Here is a 21,016-nt window from a genome sequence, read left to right on the forward strand (position 1 = left end):
GGATGGTAGGCGTACCCTCCCACGCGGTGGTGTGCAGGTAAGCGAAATGCGCTGGGGAAGCCACCGCTTCCAATCGCTGGAACTCTCCGTGAAGCGTGACATTGCGCAGCGCCTTAAGCCCCTGCAGGTCCTGCGCGGCTGCACCACTCATCACCGGGGATCCATAGACATCGAAATGCACATCCGGCATTCGCGCGGCGATCGCGGCCAGCAGGTCCGGGCGCTTCTGGCGATCCAGCCTTCCCGCCCACAGGACGCGGCTGGCGTCGGGGGCGGAAAGCGCGGAAGCGGCCGGGTCCGGCAGCGGCCCGTCATACGGGAATGGAATGACAGTGAACAGCGATGCCGGCACACCCAGCTCGCGCGACCATACCTCTGGATAACGCGAGTTGTCGCAGATCACTCCAGCCAGATAGGGGTAACAGTAGCGCAGGTAGTCGCGCGCGTACCCCACCGGGTTCATGCGGTGGTCGTAGTCATCGCAGAAGATCGAGGCGTACACACGCGAATGCTGCGAGAGCGCCAGGCCGTGGCGCAGGATGACCTCCCAGCCCACGCGGGAATTGACCAGATGCACCAGCGATGTGCGGAGCTGGATCAGTACGCGGACCAGCACGGCGACCTGCTGGTTGAAATCCAGCATGGCCGTATAGCGGCCGAACTCAACGTGGGTGGCCTGGGCTGGCAGACGCGACGCCCACGGCGAGGCCGCATTCTCGGTGGACAACACCAGGATGCGCGCCCCCGGGTCGCTCTCGGCAATGGCCCGCACGTGGTAGAGGATGCCCCGGTCGGCGCCACCCTGCTTCAACCACGGAATCAGCAGCACGTGAGTGTATGGCTGCGGACCCACGTAGGCCGACACGGCCTCGTAGGCCTCGCCGGCGCGGGTGTCCATCGGTACCGAATAGAAACCGTACCGGTTCAGGTCGGTCCCGGGAGGCAACAGCTCCGGCTCGAGTGCAGCCAGCAGCAGCATTTCCTCCTGCAGCCAGTGGGGCATGGTCGGGGTAGACCCGCCACGGCCACTGGATTCCGGAGTCTCATCGGGACCGAACAGCAGCGCGTAAAGGCGCCTCACCCAATGGGCGACGCGGCGGGTATAGCGATTGCGAACCCAGCGGTTTTGGCTCATGCGCTCAAACACGGTCCTGCCCCTCGCGACCCAAGGCGAACAACGACGTCCTTGGGATGACGGTCTTCATTGCGTGGCTGGCTTCATTGAGCGAACCATGCCACTTGCGCCGATAGAAATACGCCGCGCCCCAGGCAAGCCGATGGACGACACCGCGCGCGATGGTCTCTGAATTCCAATACCAGTCCTCGTAGCCGAATCCGGTCTGTCGTGGATAACAGGCCACGTAAGGTACTTCCTCGTACAGTGCACGCGTCGAGAACGCTGCGCTGATCCACGGATTGACGGTGAGCAAGGCACGCTCATCGTAATAGGGCCCGGCCTGGTCGACCTGCCAGTTGAAGGCGCTGTACATACCGAAACTCAGCACCATCTCGGGATGCAGTACGAACCGTCCCTCCAGCTGCGCAGCTTCCTTCAGGTGCATGAGAAAGTAGCGGGTCGAGATCAGATCATCGCCATCGAGCGTACAGATATAGTCGGCACGGCTGGCAGACACGCCCGCATTTCGTGCCAGCGCCAGATCACCGACCTGGGTCTCAACGATGGTTTCGCTGCCATCCAGATCCGGGTGATCGACCACGAATGCACGCGTCTGCGCGTCTGCGCGGTCCAGCACCAGGACCAGCTGCACCTCCACGCCCTGCTGCCTGGCGATGCTGCGCGACAGCGCATAGGAGCGCAGCGCGGTGTGCGCCAGGATTCCCTCTCCGTGGAATGTAACGATGGCACTCAGCGCCGGGCCGTTCATCCGCAGCTCCTGTGGCACGGACACGCCGCAATGGATCGATTGCTCTTGCAGTTCATTCTGCGCCACCAAATTCTCATGGATTGCCGCCGAGGCCATCTCCGGCGGTCAGCTTGTCGTTGATCATACTTACGCGCCGAAATATTGGATGAATACGTCAGCTATTGCCGACATTCGCATAGTACTTCCCGAGCAGAGCGCGTAGATAGCCAGGGCCGAGGGGAACGCCGCAGGCAAGTGCGGCACGCTGGCAATCGCGGGTTTCGATCGGAAATGCCACACCCTGGTCCAGAATCCGATAATTGCCCTGTCGACCAAGCACGCTTTCCATGCTCTGCACGATGGTCAGCATGTTCGTCGAATTGATGTCGGCCAACGACATCATCGACGGAAACTGGTCCCGATGGCGCAGCACATGGGTGCCCAGGGCGGCCACATCCTGGATGTCGATCAGATTGCGTTCCGCACGGGCCCATACGTCGAATGACTCACCCGACTCGATGCGGGCACGCAGGAAATTGGTCAGGGTGTGCGGGTTTCCGCCCTCCCCCACCACCTGCGGCAGGCGGAATACCTGCCCACGTGAATCGGAGAGGATACGCGCCTCCATCCGCGCCTTGTGCTGCAGGTATGGCGTCTGTCGCTCCGCCGGATTGCCAACAGCGCAGCTGCCAAAATAGACAACGCGCTCCAGCTCCTTGCGCGCGAGAACCTCGTCGAGCATGCGATCTTCGCGCTCGAAAGCGGCGCGCTCTGTTTCGGCCGAATTGGACACACCGGCGGCGACGATCACCGTCGTTTCATCCTTCTGCCAGCCATCCACGAAGGCCGTGGCCACCAGTCCACGTCCAATTATCACGATGTGCTTCCTTGTTCACGGTGAGCCACCGCAATCGATGGCCCGGAAAAATAGCAGGGGACCTCGTACAGGGTCCGGGTAAAGTCGCTCCAGTGGCGTCCAACCGCCAGCGCTGCGTATTGCTGCTCGCGCCGGCGGCGACGGAGCAATGGGCTGTCAATAAGCTGTTTCAGTTGCTCAACGTAAGCCGCCACATTGTCCGATCCTTGCACCAGGCTTGGGCAATCGATCAGATCCACGATACCGCCAACCGCAGGAGCGACAATGGGGAGCCCGAGCGCAGCCGCGTCCAGCAGAATAGTCGGCAACCCTTCCCAGGAGGTGGTGAATAGATAGGCCGCGTGGGAGGGCTCCACAATATCTTCGAAGCGTGTAAACGCACCGTGCAGCTTCACGTTCTGGAGCGTCTGCAGTTCCCGGATGGCCGGATGGACGTCGCCAAGCTCGGATACACCATGCACGTCGAAAGGTATCGTCGGCAAAGCCTGGGCTATGGCGAGCAGCACATCAGGCCGTTTCTGCCGATCAAAGCGGCCTGCCCACAGGATCCGCGCGGTCCCGGCGATCGCAAAATCATCCTCCTTGTGGACAATCGTGCGGTCATAGGGGAAGCGAAGCACGGTGAACAATCGACGCGGCACACCCAGTTCCCGGGCCCACAGATCCGGGAAAACACCGTTGTCGCAGAACACCCCACTGAGGTGATGATAGCAACTGCGCAGATAGCTACGCGCGTAGCCGACGGGTGCCCCGTCGTCGTTCTGGTCATCGCAGAACAACGAGGCAAACAGCCGGGAAACCTGCCGCATTGCCAGACCGTGCAGCCTGAACGACTCCCAGGCAAYGCGCGAGTTGATGGCATGGATGACCCCCGGCTGCATCTGCACCAGCAACCGTGTCAGCAACTGCACCCTGCCCGGCATTGCCGTACTGCCGACGATCCTGCCGAACGGGAGCATTCTGATACCAGCCGGGATACGGTCCAGCCAAGGCGAATCGACGTCCTCTGTCACGATAACCAGGATATTGGCCGCTGGCATCGCCTCGGCCCACGCCTGCAGGTGATACAACGCGCCGCGATCAGCCCCTCCGCGCACCAGCCACGGCAGCATCAGGACGTGACTGACACGACCAGTGCCGACTGAATCGACCAGTTGCCGATAGAGCTCACCTGCACGGGTGACCACCGGGAGTGCGTAGTGCCTGTAGTGGACACCATCGCCAGTGCTCCCCAGTAACTCCGGTTCGATGTGGGCAAGCGCATTGATCTCATCGTGCAACCACGCAGGCAGCTGGCGCCGGACATGGCTGATGCGGTTGCCGGTATTCTCCAGCCTGCTGCCAAAACCCGCCATAATGCGTCCGAGCTCCGCACGCGGATTTCGCGACAGCTGGCGGAAACTGACCCGACGCAGCAACGACAGCAACCGGCTGATCATGCCTCCTCCCAGCGACCGAACAGATCGCTTGGTGGCATCACCGCCTGCAGGGCGCTGCTGGTCGCGTTGACCGAGCCAGCCTGCTTCAATCGGTAGAAGTAGGCCGTGCCGGGCACTACCCTGTGCTCGTACCCCGCTGCGATGGTCTGGCAGCTCCAGTGCCAGTCCTCATAGCCGAACCCGGTCTGCTGCGGATGACACGCCACGTACGGAACCGCGGTGAACACCTCGCGGCGGGCGAAGACCGCACTGACCCATGGGTTCTCCGAGATCAGCATGTCGGCGGAGAACGGCATGGTGCGCTGATCCAGCTGCCAGCTGACAAAGTTGTCCCTGCCGAAATTGACCACCATCTCGGCATGCAGGATCGTGTGCTCTGGCAATTGGGCCGCAAGCGCCAGATGCCGCTGGAAGTATTCGCGGCTGATCAGATCGTCCCCATCCAGCGTGCAGGCATGGATGCCGCGCGCTTGCGCGAGACCAAGGTTCCGCGCAAGCGCTGAATCACCCACGGATGCCTGGATGATGACCTCGTCGCCAAGCAGATCCGGATGGTTGCGTACGATCGCAGCCGTTTCCGCATCTGCGTTGTCCAGCACAAGCAACACCTCCACTTCCATTCCTGCCTGACGGGCATGCGCGCGCGACTGCAGGTAGCTGCGCAGCGCCGCATGCGCAAACAGGCCTTCCCGGTGGAACGTGACTACAGCGCTCAATGCCGGCACCATCGTGCTCATCTACGCCCCAGCAAGGAGGTCAGCGCCCGCAGCATCGTACGCACCATGCGCTTCAACGGGAGGCGCTCCAGCGCATCTGCAAGCCGGAACATTTCCTCAGCCAGTGATTCAGCCGGCAGGCGCGGCTGCGGTGTAGTCCCCATGACCACTCCGGTCGCCGCGGCCAGCATGCGTGCCGAGGCCTCCAGTTGCGCATGCGCCATCTGCTGGCGCGCCTGGATGTCCAACAGATCAGCATTCTCGGCCTGGACATCCCGCAACTGCTGGTGCAATGCCAAGCTCTCGGCCATCGCATGCTGATGGGACAGGTGAAATGCCGCACGAACGCCGACAAGTTCGCTGTCCAAAGCGTGCTTCTGGGACGCCAGTGCGTCCCTCCCCTGCTGGCATCGCTCCAGTTCTGCCGTCAGCAGGTGATACTGGCTGTCCAGCCAGTCCTTTGCTTCCTGCAACTGCCCCTGCCAGAGCTGGGTGTGCTGCAGCTGGCCGCGGAGTTCCTGCAACTGCGCCCGCCAGGAGCGGTTGCTCCACTGCCAGGCTACGCCTGGTCGCAGCGGGACCTCGGCAGTCAGCCGCAGCGCCGACGCCAGGCACCCCGCCTCGTCCATGACGGCCGCGAATTCGGGCAATGCAAAGGTCTCGGGCGCATCGGCATCGCCAACAACTTCCTCCCATGCCGACTGCGCGGACAACCGCCGCGCTTCATCCAGACCGCGTGCCCACGCGCTGCGGGCAGCCGCCAGGTCGCCCTGGCCGAACCGTATCCAGCCCAGGCGCACCGCCGCAGCGGTGGTCTTTGTTCCCAGCAGCGGGCTGAACTGCAGCACATCGAAGCCAAGCACACGGGAATAGCAGTCGGCAGCCAGCGACAGTTCGCCGTCCGCCTGATGAAGCGTCGCCGCTGCGAAGCCGAGCGATATCTGCCAACGCAACACGGTCGGGTTGGCCGCCGGTGCGTCCATGTAGCACATGGCGGCCGCAAGCAGTTCGCTGCGGCGGTGATTGCGCATTTCATCGGCGTCGTAAAGCAGCACACACAGCGCCGCGCCATAGTCGGCAGAGGATTCAGGGCAGTCCAGCAACGCCTTGCGGGCCAACTGCCTGCGCAGCCCGGCGGATTCCAGGCGAAGGCCCATCGAAACGATCAGGCGGACCAGACTGGCATCCAGGTAATCACGCTGGAACGCGATGATGTTCGGCGCCAGCAGCGAGGGGTCACCGACGACGCCAGGCCCGCCGACCTTGACCGCCATCAGGATGAGAGCATCCGCCGTGCGACTTGCCTCTGGATCCAGCGTCAGGTGACCGGCTGCATCGCGCGCAGTTTCTGCGAATTGCGGCAGCCCCGCAGGACGGCTGAAGGTCTGCCACCATGCGCGGTCGATCACCAGACCCTGCCGCTCCATCGCAGCCACCAATGCCCCCGTGGGCACCGTGCGCCCGTCGTGAAGCGGGATCGCCACCACCATGCGGCCACTGCGCACCAGAGCTGCCTGCACGTGCTGCAGCCATGGCTCCAGCCCGAGGGGGTCGCCGGGCAACTGCGTGATCAGCGTGTCGACCGGCTGCGCGTGTCGCGGCCACTCTGATGGCTCAAGCCACTCCATTCCTGGTTCCTGCGGCAGCGCAGACAGGGATTTCGCTACTACGCCCAGCCAACGGCAGCGTGATTGCTGCTGCACGATGCGCCAGAGGCCATGTCCGGCCGCATCCGTGGCGATCACGTCATCACCGGGACGTACCAGCGCCGCCGCTAGGCCATGGTAACTGGCCTGCGGCTCGACGCCGCCGCCCGTGACCGTTACGCCGGCCCGGCTAAGCGCCAGAATCACTACCCCGCTCGGCGCTCCCATCATGGCGAAGGCTGCGGGGTGCACCTGCCAGCCCAGTGTGGCGGCCTGTAGTGTCCAAGCGGCCAGTTCCGCCGCGCGGCCCTCATCGCCGATCAGCACCAGCGAGTCGACCTGACAGCCCAGCGCGGCCGAGCGTTCCGCGCCGGTACCTGCCCAGGCGATGCCCAGGGTGGCACCGGCCATGCGGTGGCTCTCATCGGCCCCCTCCACTACGACCTCGCAGCCCGCGGCCCGCAGCGGAGCGACTATCGCGGTGAGCTCCTGCCCATAAAGGTAGGTACGTCCGGGACCGGCCACGCGCAGGCAGTACCCGGCAAGATCCTCTGCCAGATGGGCAATCCGCGTGGCTGCCGCCGTGGCAGGAGAGGTATTGCTCATCGCCGTCGTTACCCGTTGAAGTTGCCGTTCGATCCGGAACCGGTGGTCAGTCGCCGGACTTCAGCGGTCAGCGCGTGATACTGCGTATCCAACCATTGGCGTGCCGCCTCAAGCTCTGCCGTGTAGCGCTCGAGTTCCTCGATACGCTGCATATGCTCATGATACTTGCCATCCAGCCACTGCTTCGCATCCATCAACTGACGCACGTCGCGTGATCCCAGATTGATCTTTTCCGCGCCCTCGCCGGGGCCAGAGACCACCGCCCGGTCCTCCTGGTCCGACGGCAGGACCGGCGGTGCGCCAAGCAGGTCCGCCACGATCACCCCGTGCGTGTCGCGCAGCCGCTGCAATGCACCCGGACGCGCCGGAGACTCGTCGGCCAGGCAGTGGTTGGCCAGGCTCAACAGGCCGGCGGTTTCTGCTTCGTCGCCAGCAGAAGACAGTGCTTCGCGCGCCGCCGCCTGCGTGTGCTGCCAGTGCACGCGAGCCGCATCCGCATGCCCATCGGCTACCGCCAGCACCGCCGACAGCGCATGCGCCTGCGCCCGCTGCAGCGCATCTGCTGTGCCCTGCAGGGCCTGCAACTGCTTCAGCGCGTCGCCGCGGCGGCCTTCAGCAATCAACGCCTGCACCTGAGTGAGACCGGTTGTCACGATGTCCGAGGCTGCGTCCACCTTGCGCGCCAACACCAACAGCCATTCGCCATCGCAAGCAGGCCCGTGCCGGGGATCGATCTCCAGCATCGAACGCGCGGCCAAATGCCGCTTCTGACCGCCACCCGCATCCTGCAGCCACGCCTTCTCGATCACAAACCCGTTGCGCTGGAACTGGGCCACCAAACGGGGCCAGTCATAGACGTGGAAGTGGAACGGATTGGGATCTTCGCCGGTTTCGTCCGACCAGTCGTTGGGTACGCTGGCGTAGACGCGACCCTGCGCGGAAAGCACACGGTGCAGCTCGGACAGCAAGCGGTCCGGCTCCGGCAGATGCTCCAGCGTTTCCACTGACACCGCAAAATCGGCGGACCCATCGGCCATGCCGGCCAGATCCTGCGCATCACCGACCACGAAGGTGGTTGGCGTCGGCGACACCGGTGCGAAGTTGGCCTTGGCGTAGTCGACCGCGTAAGTGCTGGCATCGAGACCGGTGAACGAGGCTGCGCGGCTATTGTGCGCCAACTGGTAGGAGCCATAGCCCAGGCCACAGGCCACATCGATCACACGATCACCGGGGCGGATGAACTGTGCCGCCTGAGCGTAGCGTGTCATGTGCGCGTCGGACCGGCGCCCGGGTTCACGCGTCATGTCGGTGTGCAGATCGCGCTCTTCTTCGAGCGCCTTCAGCGGATAGACTGCCAGGGCAGCAGCAGGCACGCGCTCGAAGGCGATCATCAGCAGGCCGGTGACCCGATCCAGTTCACCGTAAGGTGCCACTCGCTCATTGAGCGGATGCTTGCGCCATTCGGCCTTGATGACTGCGGCTTCCCAAGCGGCACGGCTGGAGGTGGAGGCAGCATCACCCACGATCACCAGGCACACCGGCCCTGCGAGATCGGCCAGCAGCGCCGGAATTCTCTCGTCTGCGTGCCCCGCATCGCCCTGTTCAAGCACCAGCACACCCGCCACGGCGCCCTGGCCAGCGTCCTGCAGTGTCATGCCTGCCTGGCGAAGCCCCTTCAGCAGCACCGGAGGGACGTCACCGCGTAGTGCTACCGCACCGGTTGGCAGCCAAGATCGCAGCCGCTCGACGGCGACTCGGGCCGCAGCAGGTGTCAGTGCGGAATGTGAAAAGGGGGGAGTCGTATCCATTGCAATGCCTTCCTCGTTCAAGGGGGGGGGGCGACAATCGCGCGCATGCGCAGATCGCAGACGCCACCAAACGTGTATTCCTTCTGCCGCATGCCCACCTGGAAGAACGCAGCCTCATCCCGCCAGTGCAGCATGCGCTGGGCACCGCCAAAACGCTCGAGCTCCTCGGAAACCGAAACCTGCACTTCGTAGAAGTTGACACCCAAGGCGCAGTCGAACTCGAATCTCACCACGAACGGCTCATCGGCGGTGAACGTTGTTCCCCATACACCCGATTCCTGGCTGCCCTGCTCGGTCCATTGGCTGACATCCTGATTCAGGGTTCCCCATGAATAGAGCTTCACGCCTTCCTTGTTGCGCAGGCGGACATTGACGTTCAGTTTGTCCATGTCCCGTGTTGGTCGCGCGGTGACCTCGATGATCGCGCGTTCGCGCGGAAGGAAGTACGCGCATTCGTTGCCGTCCGCGTCCAGCACCCGCACGTGTTCGACAACGCAGTCGAAGTCGCCGAAGGAGAGCTTGTCACTGCGCACACCCAGTACGGGCGAACCGCCGTGCTCGGCAGGTTCGGCCACGGCGTCGAGGTCGAGGTCGGGGTCGGGGTCCGACTGTGCCTCGATGGTCTTCCTGGCATGCTGCAGGTGCTGCGCACTGATGGAGGCGTAGTAATCGCGCTCATCGTCGTGCAGCTGCTTGCGGTACTCCAGCACGACCTCGGAAGACGGTCCGGCCACGCGCACGGTGCCGTCACGAAGCAGGATGGCATGGTCCGTGAGCGTACGGATCGACTCCTGATCGTGCGACACCAGCAGCAACGTGCAGCCGTTGGCACGCAGCGCCTCCATCTGCTGGAAACAGCGCTTCTGGAAAAGTGCATCGCCCACCGCCAGCGCTTCGTCGACGATGAGGATGTCAGGCTCCACTTGAGTCTGCACTGCGAACGCCAGTCGCAGCATCATGCCGCTGGAGTAAGTCCGCACCGGCTGGTCAATGAAGTTGCCGATGTCGGCGAAGGCGGCGATGGCATCGAAGCGCTGCATCACCTCGCGCTCGGTGAGACCCAGGATCATGCCGTTGAGAACGACGTTCTCACGCCCGGTGAAGTCCGGATTGAAGCCGCTGCCCAGTTCCAGCAACGCGGCGATACGGCCATTGACCCGCGCCGAGCCAGTGGTGGGGGCCAGCGTGCCGGCGATGATCTGCAATAGGGTCGACTTGCCCGAGCCATTGCGTCCGATGATGCCTACGGCATCACCGCGTTTCACTTTCAGGCTGACGTCGCGCAGCGCCCAGAACTCACGGCCGCGATGCCGTGAGGACCACTCCCCCTTGCCGGGCAACACGCGGCCCAGCCGCGGCAGCAGCATCTGCAGCAAGCGGTCGGAGGGCTTGTCGAAAATGTTGAAAACCTTGCTGACATTCTCGATATCGATAACCAGGTTGTCAGACGACATCGGCGAAGGCCCTCCGGGTCCGCTGGAACCACCAGTAACCAAAGAAGTAGATGCCTATCGACCAGCCCACCGCCCAGGCGTAGTGCCCCCAGTCAGGCAAGGTACCCGTCACGATCAGCGCGCGGGTCTGCTCGACATAGATGGCCAGCGGGCTGAGGCGCATCCAGTTGCCGATGGCTTCCGGGAAGATGATCGACGGGTACAGCACGGGAGTAAGGTACTGCAGCACCCGCGCCAGCAGCCCGGCGATCTGATCCACATCGCGGAAGAACACGCCCAGGGAGGCGAACAGGTAGGTCACGCCCATGGTCAAGGCCAGCAACGGCACGATCAGGAGGGGCAGCAGCACGACCTGCCAATGCAGTCCGAAGCTGCTGAACAGCAGGAACGCCACCAGTGCCACCGTGGCCACACCCGCGTTGTACAGCGAAGACAGCACCACCACCGGCGGCAGCACCTCCAGCGGGAAGACCACCTTCTTCACCAGATTCGGATTGCTGAGCACCGCCGTGGGCGCACGTGTGAGCGACTCGGCAAAGAAGTTGTAGACGATCAGGCCGATGAACAGCAGGACTGCGTAATCAACCTTGGTATTGGTTTCGATGCCCTTCCACTTCGCACTGAAGATCGTGGAAAAAATGACCGTGTAGATGGCCAACATGATCAACGGCACAAGTACGCCCCACAGCGCGCCCAGCAGCGAGTCCTTGTACTTCTTCTTGATGTCGCGGCCGGTAAGGCTCAGCATCAATTCGATGCGTCTGCCCATCATACGGACGCCGCTCCCAGCGCCCTTTCCAGATCCATCTGCAGATCCCCCAGATCCTCAACACCCACACTCAGCCGCACCAGTGCATCACTGATACCCAGCTGTTCACGTCGTGCCACCGGAATCGACGCATGTGTCATCACCGCCGGGTGGTTCACCAGGCTTTCCACCCCGCCCAGCGACTCGGCCAGGGTGAACAGTTCGGTCTTCTCGCAGAAGCCCTTGGCCGCTTCGAAACCGCCCTTCAGCACGATCGAGACAATGCCGCCGTAACCGGCCATCTGCTTGCCCGCCAGCGCGTGCTGCGGGTGCGAAGGCAGGCCCGGGTAAATCACCTTTTCCACGGCCGGGTGCGTTTCCAGCCACTTGGCCAGGGCCATCGCGTTGGCGCAGTGCGCCTTCATGCGCAGCGGCAGGGTCTTCAGGCCGCGCAGCGCCAGGAAGCTGTCGAACGGGCCCTGCACGCCACCCACCGAGTTCTGCAGGAAGGCCATCTGCTCGGCCAGCGGGGCGTCATCGCCTACGACGACCATGCCACCCACCATGTCCGAATGGCCGTTCAGGTACTTGGTAGCCGAATGCAGCACAAGATCGGCCCCCAGAAGCAGCGGACGCTGCAGCATCGGCGAGGCGAAGGTGTTGTCGACCACCACGATCAGGCCATGGCGCTTGGCGATGGCGGCGACCGCGGCGATATCGACGATCTTCAGCATCGGGTTGGTGGGGGTCTCGATCCACACCATCTTCGTCTTCGACGTGATCGACGCTTCGAACGCCGCCAGATCAGTCAGGTCGACAAAGCTGAAGTCCAGCCCGGCGGTGCGACGGCGCACGCGCTCGAACAGGCGGAAGCTGCCGCCATAGATGTCGTCCATCGCCACCACGTGGCTGCCGGCATCCAGCAGTTCGATCACCGTCGAGCTGGCGGCCATGCCCGACGCAAAGGCGAAGCCGCGGGTGCCGCCTTCCAGCGAGGCCACACAACGCTCGTAGGCGAAGCGGGTCGGATTGTGCGTGCGCGAGTACTCGAAGCCCTGGTGCTCGCCCGGGCTGGACTGCGCATAGGTCGAGGTGGCGTAGATCGGCGGCATCACCGCGCCGGTGCTCGGGTCGGGCGACTGGCCGCCATGGATGGCCAGGGTGGCCAGCGCCAGCGCGCGGTCCGGGGAAGAAGCGTTGGACATGTCGTTTCCTGATTGGCGCCGATGACCGGCGCCGTCGAAGGAGCGGGAGTCTATCAGCGCGGCCTTAACGAGCTTTGACGCGGATAAACCGGAATTCAGCAGCGATCTGCGGCGATAAACGCCTTACTGAACGCGCCGACGCAGGTAATTCAGCAGATCGATGCGGGTGATCAGGCCGAGGAAGGCATCACCATCCATCACGATGGCCACCTGGCCACGGTCGAACACCGGCAGCAGCGCCTCGATGGGCGACTTCACATCCAGGCGGTCCAGCTTGCTGACCATGGCGGTGGCCACCGGGTCGCGGAAGCGTGCTTCATCGCCATAGACATGCAGCAGCACGTCGCTTTCGTCGACGATGCCGACCAGCTGGTCGCCATCCATCACCGGCAGCTGCGACACGTCGTACAGCTTCATGCGCTGGTAGGCGGTGGTCAGCAGGTCGTTCGGGCCGATCACCACGGTGTCGCGCTGACCGTACGGGCGCAGGATCAGGTCGCGCAGGTCGCCGTGCTGCGGGCGCTGCAGGAAGCCGTTGTCCAGCATCCAGTAGTCGTTGTACATCTTCGACAGGTACTTGTTGCCGGTATCGCAGACCAGCACCAGTACCTTCTTCGGCGTGGTCTGCTCCTTGCAGTACTTCAGCGCCGCCGCCAGCAGGGTGCCGGTGGACGAACCGCCGAGGATGCCCTCCTTGGCCAGCAGCTCGCGCGCAGTGTGGAAGCTCTCCGCGTCGGTGATGGCATAGGCCTGCTTCACCCGGCTGAAATCGGAGATCGAGGGCAGGAAGTCCTCGCCGATGCCTTCCACCAGCCAGCTGCCCGACTTGTCGTTGAGCACGCCGTCATTGATGTATTCGGCCAGAATCGAGCCGACCGGATCGGCCAGCACCAGCTCGGTCTTCGGCGACAGCGTGGCGAACGCGCGCGACAGGCCGGTCATGGTGCCGGAGCTTCCGCAGCCGAACACGATGGCATCCAGATCGCCATCCATCTGCTCGAGGATCTCCGGACCGGTGCCGAATTCATGGGCGGCCGGGTTGTCCGGGTTGCCGAACTGATTGATGAAGTACGCGCCCGGGGTCTGCTCGGCGATGGTCTTGGCCAGGTCCTGGTAGTACTCCGGGTGGCCCTTGGCCACGTCCGAGCGGGTCAGGCGCACTTCGGCACCCATCGCCTTCAGGTTGAAGATCTTTTCCCGGCTCATCTTGTCCGGGACCACCAGGATCAGCTTGTAGCCCTTCTGCTGGGCCACCAGTGCCAGGCCCAGGCCGGTATTGCCGGCGGTGCCTTCCACCAGGGTGGCGCCGGGCTTCAGGTCGCCGCGCTTCTCTGCCGCCTCGATCATCGACAGGCCGATGCGATCCTTGATCGATCCGCCCGGGTTGGCGTTTTCGAGCTTCAGGTAGAGCTCGCAGACACCGGTGTCCAGGCGCTGGGCCTTGACGATCGGAGTCTGGCCGATGAGTTCGAGGACGGAAGAATGGATAGGCATTCGGGGGACTTCGGTTCGCGCCACGCAGGGCCGGACCGGTGATTATCCGACGGATGGCGACGAAAGTCAGGAGCCGCTTCTGTAGCGCCGGGCCATGCCCGGCGGGACGCGTGCCGACCCACGGTCGGCACCCACCGGCTCGGCTGGCGGCCAAAAGGGATGCGGACGGCCCCGGATCGACGAGGAGACCGGTACCGCCCGCATCGGGGGACGTGCCTGCAGGGCCAAGGCACCACCGCGTGTGGTGCCTTGGCGCGGCACCTGCGTTCAGCGGCGCCGCGTTGCCAGGTCAGGAGTGCCTGGCGGGGCCATCGATGGCCGGGTCATGCCATTCCGGGCACGACAGGGGTGCGTCAATGCGTGGGGGACGACGTTGCGAGCGGTGTTTCGTACATTCGCAGAAGGCGTTGCTTGGCCAGCAGCTTCTCGCGCTTCATTCGACCCAGGGTGACATCATCGATCGGGAGTACACCCAACTCCGCATCCATGCACTTCTTGTTCAACTTGCGGTGCTGGTCATGGAGTGCCCGGAACTCCGGATCGCGCGCGCGACGGGCGTCGATCTCGCTCTGGGGCTGATCTTCAAACATGATGGACCTCCTTCGACAGATACACGAACGCCCCGGCCGCAAGGCCCGGGGCGTTGTTCATGGAGGAGTGCCGATCGATGCCCACATGGGTGCCCACAACAACGTGCGGCACTGGCCTGCGCACGTCGATCTGCTGCGGTTCGCGCCCTGCTTGCATCGGCCCGGCCCTCCCATCGTCCGGTCCGCGTTATTGCGTCCCGGATAATTGACCCTACGCTTGCTCTGGACGGGGTTCAAGCCCCTGCGGCAAAAAGACCGAACCCCGCCGAGGCGGGGTTCAGGCTGAATACTCAACACAACGAAAAACAAACAATATCAAGCAATTACGGGGCGATGACGACCTCGGCCGATCGGGCCCGGGTGGACGCCGCCTTCTTGCCCGCGACCTGGATCCGGCTGCTGGCAACGCCGGCCGAGACCAGCGCATCGCGCAGTGCCTCGGCCCGCTTCTGGCCTACGCCATTGGCACTGTCGTAGGCCTCGATGCGGATCCTGCCCTTCTTGCCGATGTTCACGTACTCGGCCAGCGCCTTGGCCTGGTTGCGGGCGCCACCGGACAGGCTGGAGGCCCCGGCAGCGAATGCGTCACCGGCGAAGGTGAAGACCTCGCCACGGCCATCGAACTTCGACCCCGGCAGCTTCTGCCCCGAGACCAGCTCGGCTTCCTCACGGGCCAGCTTGGCCGCGTTCTGCTGGGCCGAGCTGAGGCGCTGCTGCTGCTTGCCCGCCACGCTGGTCAGGGCGTTCTCGGCATCCTGGCGGGCCAGGGTCTCGGCCTCGGCCGCCTGCCGCAGGCGTTCGGCCTCTTCTGCCTGCATCTGCGCCTGCATGCGCAGCTGTTCGGCTTCCTGGCGGGCGCGGGCGGCATCGCGGCGGCTGGCCTCGATCAGCAGATCGCTGCGGGTGCGTTCCAGGCGGTCGACCTCACGCGCGGCCAGCGCAGCCCGCACGGCGGTCTCGGCGATCTCGACCCGGCGCTCGGCCAGGTAGGTGGCCAGCTCCTGGTCGCGGCGCTTGGCCTTCTCCAGGGTGGCGATGGCCTGCTGCGCCTGCATGCGCTCGAAGGCGCCCAGCTCTGCGGTGTCCGGATTGGCCTGGATCGACAGCAAGCGCTGGCTCAGCTGGCCGACCATCGGGTTGTCGGCCGCCAGGGCCAGCGTCGGCAGGGCCAGCAGCGTGGCCAGGGTCATGGCGGAGATGGTCTTCATCGGCGGTCCTCCCCGGTCGACAACTGGCGTTGCAGCTGGTTGACCTCGTTGCGGCGCAGCTGCAGCTGTGCGGTAGCCGTGGCTTCCTCGCTGCGGGCACGGGCCAGATCGGCGTCAACGGCAGCGCGCAGGGCCATGGCCGGTGCGTTCTTGCGCTCGCGGCGGTCGCCCGCGGCACGCTGGGCCTGCTCCAGTCCCTGACGGGCCAGCCCGATCAGGTCCGGGGCGTACTGGTCGGCATCGGCCTGGGTGGCTTTATCCACCGCCTGCCGGGCCTGCGCCAGTTCCAACGCGCCGTCCTGCGCCCAGGCGGGGGCAGAGAGTGCGAATGCAAACGCCATCACATACAGGCTGTGGCGCATTCGTGCGAAGCTAAGTCGTTTCATTGGGGAGGCCGTACCGGTTGTCGGTTCGCGGCCATTGTCGTCAAGCCGGTACCGTGCTTGCAACGGGCACCGGCAGTTTCGTTGGGGAAAATTCGCAATGGATATCGGCTACTTCCTGAAGCTGATGACCGAAAAGAACGCTTCGGACATGTTCTTGACCACCGGCGCGCCGGTCTACATCAAGATCGAGGGCAAGCTGTATCCGCTCGGCAATACCGGCCTGCCGCCGGGAATGGTGAAGAAAATCGCCTACTCGCTGATGGACGAGGGCCAGGTGCCCCAGTTCGAGCGCGAGCTGGAGCTCAACATGGCCATCGCCCTGGCCGATGCCGGGCGTTTCCGCGTCAACGTGTTCAAGCAGCGCGGTGAAGTGGGCATGGTCATCCGCGCCATCCGCAGCCGGATTCCGAGCATCGAAGAGCTCAACCTGCCGCAGGTGCTGAAGGACGTCATCATGACTCCGCGCGGGCTGGTGCTGGTGGTGGGGTCCACCGGCTCCGGCAAGTCCACCTCGCTGGCGTCGATGATCGATCACCGCAACAGCACCACCACCGGTCACATCCTCACCATCGAGGACCCGATCGAGTACCTGCACAAGCACAAGATGTCGATCGTGAACCAGCGCGAGGTCGGGCTCGATACCCACACCTTCCACGCCGCGCTGAAGAACGCGATGCGCGAAGCGCCGGACGTGATCCTGATCGGCGAGATCCTGGATGCCGAAACGATGGAGGCGGCGATCGCCTTCGCCGAAACCGGGCACCTGTGCCTGGCCACCCTGCACTCCAACAACGCCGACCAGACCATCGAGCGCATCCTCAACTTCTTCCCGGAAAGCGCGCACAAGAATGTGCTGATGAACCTGGCGCTGAACCTGCGCGCGGTGATCAGCCAGCGCCTGGTGAAGAACAAGGAGGGGCGCCGCCTGCCGGCCACCGAAGTACTGATCAACACGCCGATGATCCGCGACCTGCTGCGTCGCGGCCAGGTACACGAGATCAAGGCGGCGATGGAGGCTTCGCTGGAAGAAGGCATGGAGAGCTTCGACCAGTGCCTGTTCCGGTTGGCCAAGAACGGCACCATCGATCAGGAAGAAGCCCTGCGCGCGGCCGACTCGCGCGATGGCCTGGCGCTGAAGTTCCGCCTGTCAGAAGGCGGCAGCGGCGAGCATGATCCGTATGCGGACTTCTCGGCCGGCGCGCCGAGCATTACCCACGGGTTCTGACGGCGCGCCCGCCGGGCATGGCCCGGCGGAATCCTGAAGGGTTAAGGGGCGGTCTCATCCAATGAGACCCCTCGCGCGTAGGTTTCCTCAATGGAAACCATCCGCAAGCTGGCCATCCTTGCCGATGCCGCAAAATACGACGCCTCCTGCGCCTCCAGCGGTGCGGGCAAGCGCGATTCGCGCGCCTCCGGCGGCATCGGCAGTACCGAAGGCATGGGTATCTGCCACAGCTACACACCCGATGGCCGCTGCGTGTCGTTGCTGAAGATCCTGCTGACCAACTTCTGCGTCTACGACTGCGCCTATTGCGTGAACCGGGTGTCCAGCAACGTGCCGCGCGCGCGTTTCAGCGTGGACGAAGTGGTCACGCTCACCCTGGACTTCTACAAGCGCAATTACATCGAGGGCCTGTTCCTTTCCAGCGGCATCATCCGCAACGCGGACTACACGATGGAGCGCATGGTGGAGGTGGCACGTCGGCTGCGCGAGGAGCACCGATACGCCGGCTACATCCACCTGAAGACGATCCCCGAGGCATCGCCAGAACTTCTGGCCGCTGCGGGTCGTTACGCCGATCGCCTGTCGATCAATGTCGAACTGCCCACCGAGGCGGGCCTGGCCACCTTGGCACCGGAAAAGACCAGCACATCGATCCGCGGCGCGATGGGTGAACTCCGCTGGCGCATCGAAGAAGCCAAGGAGGCCCGCAAGGCGCCGGCAGTGATCGCACCGGTTTCCAGCCGCAGCACGCGCCCTCGCCCTCCCCGCTTTGCACCCGCCGGGCAGAGCACGCAGATGATCGTCGGCGCCGACGGTGCCAGCGACCAGCAGATCCTGACCAGTGCCGACAGCCTCTACGGCAACTACCGCATGCGCCGGGTGTACTACTCCGCCTTCAGCCCGATTCCCGATGCGAGCCGCCAGCTGCCGCTACAGCCACCTCCGCTGCAGCGCGAGCACCGGCTGTACCAGGCCGACTGGCTGCTGCGCTTCTACGGCTACGGCGTGGAGGAGATCACCGACACCACCCAGGGTGGCATGCTTGATCTGGACATCGATCCGAAGATGGCCTGGGCGATACGGCATCCGGAGCGCTTCCCGGTGGACCTGAACCTTGCGCCGAAGGAGCTGCTGCTGCGGGTGCCGGGCCTGGGAGTGCGCAACGTCAAGCGCGTGCTGATGGCACGCCGCCACGGTCGCCTGCGGGTGGCCGACGTCGCCCGACTGAAGGCGCCGATGAGCAAACTGCTGCCGTTCGTGCAGCTGGCCGACCACCATCCGCGCAGTGCGCTGGATGATCCGGCGGCGCTGCGCGCGAAGCTGGCGCCACCACTCCGCCAGGGCTCGCTGTTCGATGCCGCGCCCGTTGCCTGAGCTGCAGCGCTGGTCGCTGCGGGTAGACCCGCCATGGTCGCTGGATGCCTGGCGCGATGCGGCGCGTGAGGCCTTGCTGCGCGGCGTGCTGCCGGAACAGCTGGACTGGATCACAGGTACCGAAGCGTCGCTGCTGGACGCGCCGGCGGTGCTGCAGGCGCCACTACCCGACGGCGCCACCGTCCCGAACGTGCCGCGCGACTTCGTCGAACTGGCCGCTACCTGCCTGTGCCATCGCGATCCGCAGCGCCTGCCGCTGCTGTACCGCCTGCTGTGGCGCATCGCGCATGGCGAACGCACGGTGCTGTCCAATCCGGCCGACGCCGATGTGCTGCGGTTGATGGCGCTGGCGCAGGCGGTGCGCCGCGACACGCACAAGATGAAGGCCTTCGTGCGCTTCCGGGAGGTGCCCGGCGAGACCGACGCGTTCATCGCCTGGTTCGAACCCGACCACAACATCGTCGACCGGGTCGCGCCGTTTTTCGCCCGCCGTTTTGCCGGCATGCGCTGGGCGATCCTGACCCCCGCGCGCAGTGTCCGCTGGGATGGCAGCGCACTCTCATTCGGTGATGGCGGCAGCCGTCGCGATGCCCCCGCCGAAGACGCCCGTGAGACGCTGTGGCAGACCTATTACGCCAGCATCTTCAATCCGGCCCGGCTCAACACGCGGATGATGCAGCAGGAAATGCCCGCCCGTTACTGGAAGCATCTTCCCGAAGCGCACCTGTTGCCGGGCCTTGTTCGCGACGCAGCCGGCCGCGTGCAGGAGATGCATGATCGACCGGCACAGGCACCGCAGCGACGTATTCCCGCACGGCCGAATGATGCAACCGATGCCGCCGCGGACAATGGCAGCCTGCAGGCGCTGCGCCAGCAGGCCGCCGTCTGCCGGCAGTGCCCGCTGTGGGAAGCGTCGACCCAGACCGTGTTCGGCGAAGGTCGTGCCGATGCATGCATCATGCTGGTGGGCGAACAGCCCGGTGATGTCGAGGACCTGAGTGGTCGCCCCTTCGCCGGGCCGGCGGGCAAGCTGCTGGACCGTGCGCTGCAGGAACTGGGCATCGAACGCAGCGCCCTGTACCTGACCAACGCGGTGAAGCACTTCCATCACGAGCGGCGAGGCAAGGTGCGCCTGCACAAGCGCCCTGAGAGCCGCCATGTGCATGCCTGCCGGCCGTGGCTGCAGGGCGAGATCGCACGGGTGAAGCCGCAGGTGATCGTCTGTCTCGGCGCCACGGCGGCCTCGTCCGTATTCGGTCGCGATTTCAACCTGACACGCGACCGTGGCCGCTGGCTCACACTCGAGGATGGCACCCGGGGGTACGCCACCGTGCATCCTGCCTGGGTACTGCGGCAGAAGGATGATACGCGGCGCGAGGACGCCTACCGGTTGTTCCGCGATGACCTGCGGCTACTGCTGGCGACTGATTCCGCGCCCACCGGGCATGGCCCGGCGCCACCGCGCGCCGGAGACCGGTAGCGCCGGACCATGCCCGGCGAGCACAGCGGGACGTCAGGAGGCGTCGATCTGGTTTTCGGGGCGTGCAGCGATGAATGCATCCAGCTGCTGGCAGGCCGCTTCAATGCGACGCAGTGTGGGGTATGGCGCCAGATCCAGGCCGAAGCGGTGGGCGTTGTACAGCTGCGGCAACAGGCAGATGTCGGCCAGACCCGGGCGCTCACCGTGGCAGAACGTGCCGGTGTCAGCACTGTCGGCCAGCATCGTTTCCATCGCCGCGAAGCCCTCGGCCATCCAGTGCAGGGTCCACTGCGTGCGTGCATCGGCGGGCAGCTGCAGATCGCGCTCGAGGTACTGCATCACCCGCAGGTTGTTGATCGGGTGGATGTCGCAGGCCACCAGCTGCGCCAGCGCCCGCACCCGTGCGCGACCAGCGGCGTCGGCCGGCAGCAGCGGCACCTGCGGGAACCGCTCTTCCAGATACTCCAGGATCGCCAGCGACTGGGTCAGCACGTGGCCGTCATGCAGCAGCGTGGGCACCAGCTGCTGCGGGTTGAGCCCGCGATAGGCGTCATGGTGCTGCTCGCCGCCGTCGCGCACCAGATGCACCGGTCGTGCTTCGAAGGCCAGGCCTTTCAAGGCCAGGCCGATGCGCACGCGGTAGGCGGCGCTGGATCGCCAGTAGGTGTACAGCACGATGCCGTCGTCGACCGGAATCTCCATCGCCGCCTCCATGCTCAGGGCTTGGCCGCCTGTTCGATGCGCTGCTCGATCGCACCGAAGATGCTGTTGCCGGCGGCATCGAGCATCTCGATGCGCACCACGTCGCCGAAGGACATGAACGGCGTGCTCGGCTTGCCGTCGCGCAGGGTTTCCACCACCCGCTGTTCGGCGAAGCAGGAAGCACCCTTGCTGG

18 protein-coding genes and 1 pseudogene are annotated in these 21,016 nt (G+C 64.9%); 3 read left to right on the plus strand and 16 right to left on the minus strand.

Annotation, left to right across the window (positions count from 1 at the left end):
- From AB4Y84_RS00930 to AB4Y84_RS00995, 14 genes are all read right to left on the minus strand, one after another.
- Positions 1-979, minus strand: a 979-nt coding sequence (locus AB4Y84_RS00930; protein WP_442249668.1) for a hypothetical protein, incomplete at its 3' end; no start/stop codon positions are given.
- A gap of 160 nt (positions 980-1,139) precedes the next feature.
- Complete coding sequence (locus AB4Y84_RS00935) at positions 1,140-1,952, minus strand: glycosyltransferase family A protein (protein ID WP_442244882.1); 813 nt, start codon at positions 1,950-1,952, stop codon at positions 1,140-1,142.
- Between the two features lie 88 nt (positions 1,953-2,040).
- Positions 2,041-2,721 carry an NAD-dependent epimerase/dehydratase family protein gene (locus AB4Y84_RS00940; protein WP_442249669.1) on the minus strand — a complete coding sequence of 227 codons (681 nt, stop codon included), beginning with the start codon at positions 2,719-2,721 and terminating at the stop codon, positions 2,041-2,043.
- 17 nt (positions 2,722-2,738) lie between these two features.
- Entirely contained in the window at positions 2,739-4,181 is a 1,443-nt protein-coding gene (locus tag AB4Y84_RS00945) for a glycosyltransferase (protein ID WP_442249670.1), read from the minus strand.
- The gene (locus AB4Y84_RS00950; protein ID WP_442249671.1) at positions 4,178-4,918 is read right to left on the minus strand and encodes a glycosyltransferase family 2 protein; all 741 of its coding nucleotides are present in this window, start codon (positions 4,916-4,918) and stop codon (positions 4,178-4,180) included. Before AB4Y84_RS00950 ends, AB4Y84_RS00945 begins: the two co-directional genes overlap by 4 nt.
- Entirely contained in the window at positions 4,915-7,068 is a 2,154-nt protein-coding gene (locus AB4Y84_RS00955; RefSeq protein WP_442249672.1) for a hypothetical protein, read from the minus strand. Before AB4Y84_RS00955 ends, AB4Y84_RS00950 begins: the two co-directional genes overlap by 4 nt.
- An 89-nt stretch (positions 7,069-7,157) precedes the next feature.
- Positions 7,158-8,978 carry a class I SAM-dependent methyltransferase gene (locus AB4Y84_RS00960; protein WP_442249673.1) on the minus strand — a complete coding sequence of 607 codons (1,821 nt, stop codon included), beginning with the start codon at positions 8,976-8,978 and terminating at the stop codon, positions 7,158-7,160.
- Positions 8,975-10,411 carry an ABC transporter ATP-binding protein gene (locus AB4Y84_RS00965; RefSeq protein WP_442244888.1) on the minus strand — a complete coding sequence of 479 codons (1,437 nt, stop codon included), beginning with the start codon at positions 10,409-10,411 and terminating at the stop codon, positions 8,975-8,977. The genes AB4Y84_RS00960 and AB4Y84_RS00965 overlap by 4 nt, the downstream gene beginning before the upstream one ends.
- Complete coding sequence (locus tag AB4Y84_RS00970; RefSeq protein ID WP_442244889.1) at positions 10,401-11,159, minus strand: ABC transporter permease; 759 nt, start codon at positions 11,157-11,159, stop codon at positions 10,401-10,403. The genes AB4Y84_RS00965 and AB4Y84_RS00970 overlap by 11 nt, the downstream gene beginning before the upstream one ends.
- A gap of 20 nt (positions 11,160-11,179) precedes the next feature.
- Positions 11,180-12,364, minus strand: a complete 1,185-nt coding sequence (locus AB4Y84_RS00975; protein ID WP_442244890.1) for a cystathionine gamma-synthase — start codon at positions 12,362-12,364, stop codon at positions 11,180-11,182.
- A gap of 123 nt (positions 12,365-12,487) precedes the next feature.
- Positions 12,488-13,858, minus strand: coding sequence for a pyridoxal-phosphate dependent enzyme (locus AB4Y84_RS00980; RefSeq protein WP_353100087.1), 1,371 nt, complete (start codon positions 13,856-13,858; stop codon positions 12,488-12,490).
- Between the two features lie 353 nt (positions 13,859-14,211).
- Complete coding sequence (locus AB4Y84_RS00985; protein ID WP_025878453.1) at positions 14,212-14,448, minus strand: YdcH family protein; 237 nt, start codon at positions 14,446-14,448, stop codon at positions 14,212-14,214.
- 323 nt (positions 14,449-14,771) lie between these two features.
- Positions 14,772-15,656 carry a hypothetical protein gene (locus AB4Y84_RS00990; protein WP_363729668.1) on the minus strand — a complete coding sequence of 295 codons (885 nt, stop codon included), beginning with the start codon at positions 15,654-15,656 and terminating at the stop codon, positions 14,772-14,774.
- The gene (locus AB4Y84_RS00995) at positions 15,653-16,018 is read right to left on the minus strand and encodes a DUF4398 domain-containing protein (protein ID WP_089238584.1); all 366 of its coding nucleotides are present in this window, start codon (positions 16,016-16,018) and stop codon (positions 15,653-15,655) included. Before AB4Y84_RS00995 ends, AB4Y84_RS00990 begins: the two co-directional genes overlap by 4 nt.
- A 121-nt stretch (positions 16,019-16,139) precedes the next feature.
- Between AB4Y84_RS00995 and AB4Y84_RS01000 the strand changes: the two genes are divergently transcribed.
- From AB4Y84_RS01000 to AB4Y84_RS01010, 3 genes are all read left to right on the plus strand, one after another.
- The gene (locus tag AB4Y84_RS01000; protein WP_442244891.1) at positions 16,140-17,267 is read left to right on the plus strand and encodes a PilT/PilU family type 4a pilus ATPase; all 1,128 of its coding nucleotides are present in this window, start codon (positions 16,140-16,142) and stop codon (positions 17,265-17,267) included.
- 90 nt (positions 17,268-17,357) lie between these two features.
- Positions 17,358-18,641, plus strand: a complete 1,284-nt coding sequence (locus AB4Y84_RS01005) for a putative DNA modification/repair radical SAM protein (RefSeq protein ID WP_442244892.1) — start codon at positions 17,358-17,360, stop codon at positions 18,639-18,641.
- Positions 18,622-20,121, plus strand: coding sequence for a UdgX family uracil-DNA binding protein (locus AB4Y84_RS01010; protein WP_442244893.1), 1,500 nt, complete (start codon positions 18,622-18,624; stop codon positions 20,119-20,121). Before AB4Y84_RS01005 ends, AB4Y84_RS01010 begins: the two co-directional genes overlap by 20 nt.
- Before the next feature lie 33 nt (positions 20,122-20,154).
- Here the strand turns inward: AB4Y84_RS01010 and maiA are convergent, their stop codons facing one another.
- Positions 20,155-20,823 (minus strand): maleylacetoacetate isomerase, encoded by a 669-nt coding sequence (gene maiA, locus AB4Y84_RS01015; protein WP_442244894.1) that lies wholly within the window; start codon positions 20,821-20,823, stop codon positions 20,155-20,157.
- 14 nt (positions 20,824-20,837) lie between these two features.
- Positions 20,838-21,016 (minus strand): annotated as a pseudogene (locus AB4Y84_RS01020) (fumarylacetoacetate hydrolase family protein); the annotation flags it as partial.

The organism is Stenotrophomonas sp. 2YAF22 (genome assembly GCF_052114665.1).
Lineage (GTDB): Bacteria > Pseudomonadota > Gammaproteobacteria > Xanthomonadales > Xanthomonadaceae > Stenotrophomonas > Stenotrophomonas indicatrix.

What these genes read in the sequence shown, in the direction of transcription:
- AB4Y84_RS00950 (WP_442249671.1), bottom strand. Translation starts at nt 4,918, where the DNA reads ATGAGCACGATGGTGCCGGCATTGAGCGCTGTAGTCACGTTCCACCGG.
- AB4Y84_RS00965 (WP_442244888.1), bottom strand. Translation starts at nt 10,411, where the DNA reads ATGTCGTCTGACAACCTGGTTATCGATATCGAGAATGTCAGCAAGGTT.
- AB4Y84_RS00970 (WP_442244889.1), bottom strand. Translation starts at nt 11,159, where the DNA reads ATGCTGAGCCTTACCGGCCGCGACATCAAGAAGAAGTACAAGGACTCG.
- AB4Y84_RS00975 (WP_442244890.1), bottom strand. Translation starts at nt 12,364, where the DNA reads ATGTCCAACGCTTCTTCCCCGGACCGCGCGCTGGCGCTGGCCACCCTG.
- AB4Y84_RS00980 (WP_353100087.1), bottom strand. Translation starts at nt 13,858, where the DNA reads ATGCCTATCCATTCTTCCGTCCTCGAACTCATCGGCCAGACTCCGATC.
- AB4Y84_RS00985 (WP_025878453.1), bottom strand. Translation starts at nt 14,448, where the DNA reads ATGTTTGAAGATCAGCCCCAGAGCGAGATCGACGCCCGTCGCGCGCGC.
- AB4Y84_RS00990 (WP_363729668.1), bottom strand. Translation starts at nt 15,656, where the DNA reads ATGAAGACCATCTCCGCCATGACCCTGGCCACGCTGCTGGCCCTGCCG.
- AB4Y84_RS00995 (WP_089238584.1), bottom strand. Translation starts at nt 16,018, where the DNA reads ATGCGCCACAGCCTGTATGTGATGGCGTTTGCATTCGCACTCTCTGCC.
- AB4Y84_RS01000 (WP_442244891.1), top strand. Translation starts at nt 16,140, where the DNA reads ATGGATATCGGCTACTTCCTGAAGCTGATGACCGAAAAGAACGCTTCG.
- AB4Y84_RS01005 (WP_442244892.1), top strand. Translation starts at nt 17,358, where the DNA reads ATGGAAACCATCCGCAAGCTGGCCATCCTTGCCGATGCCGCAAAATAC.
- AB4Y84_RS01010 (WP_442244893.1), top strand. Translation starts at nt 18,622, where the DNA reads ATGCCGCGCCCGTTGCCTGAGCTGCAGCGCTGGTCGCTGCGGGTAGAC.
- maiA (WP_442244894.1), bottom strand. Translation starts at nt 20,823, where the DNA reads ATGGAGATTCCGGTCGACGACGGCATCGTGCTGTACACCTACTGGCGA.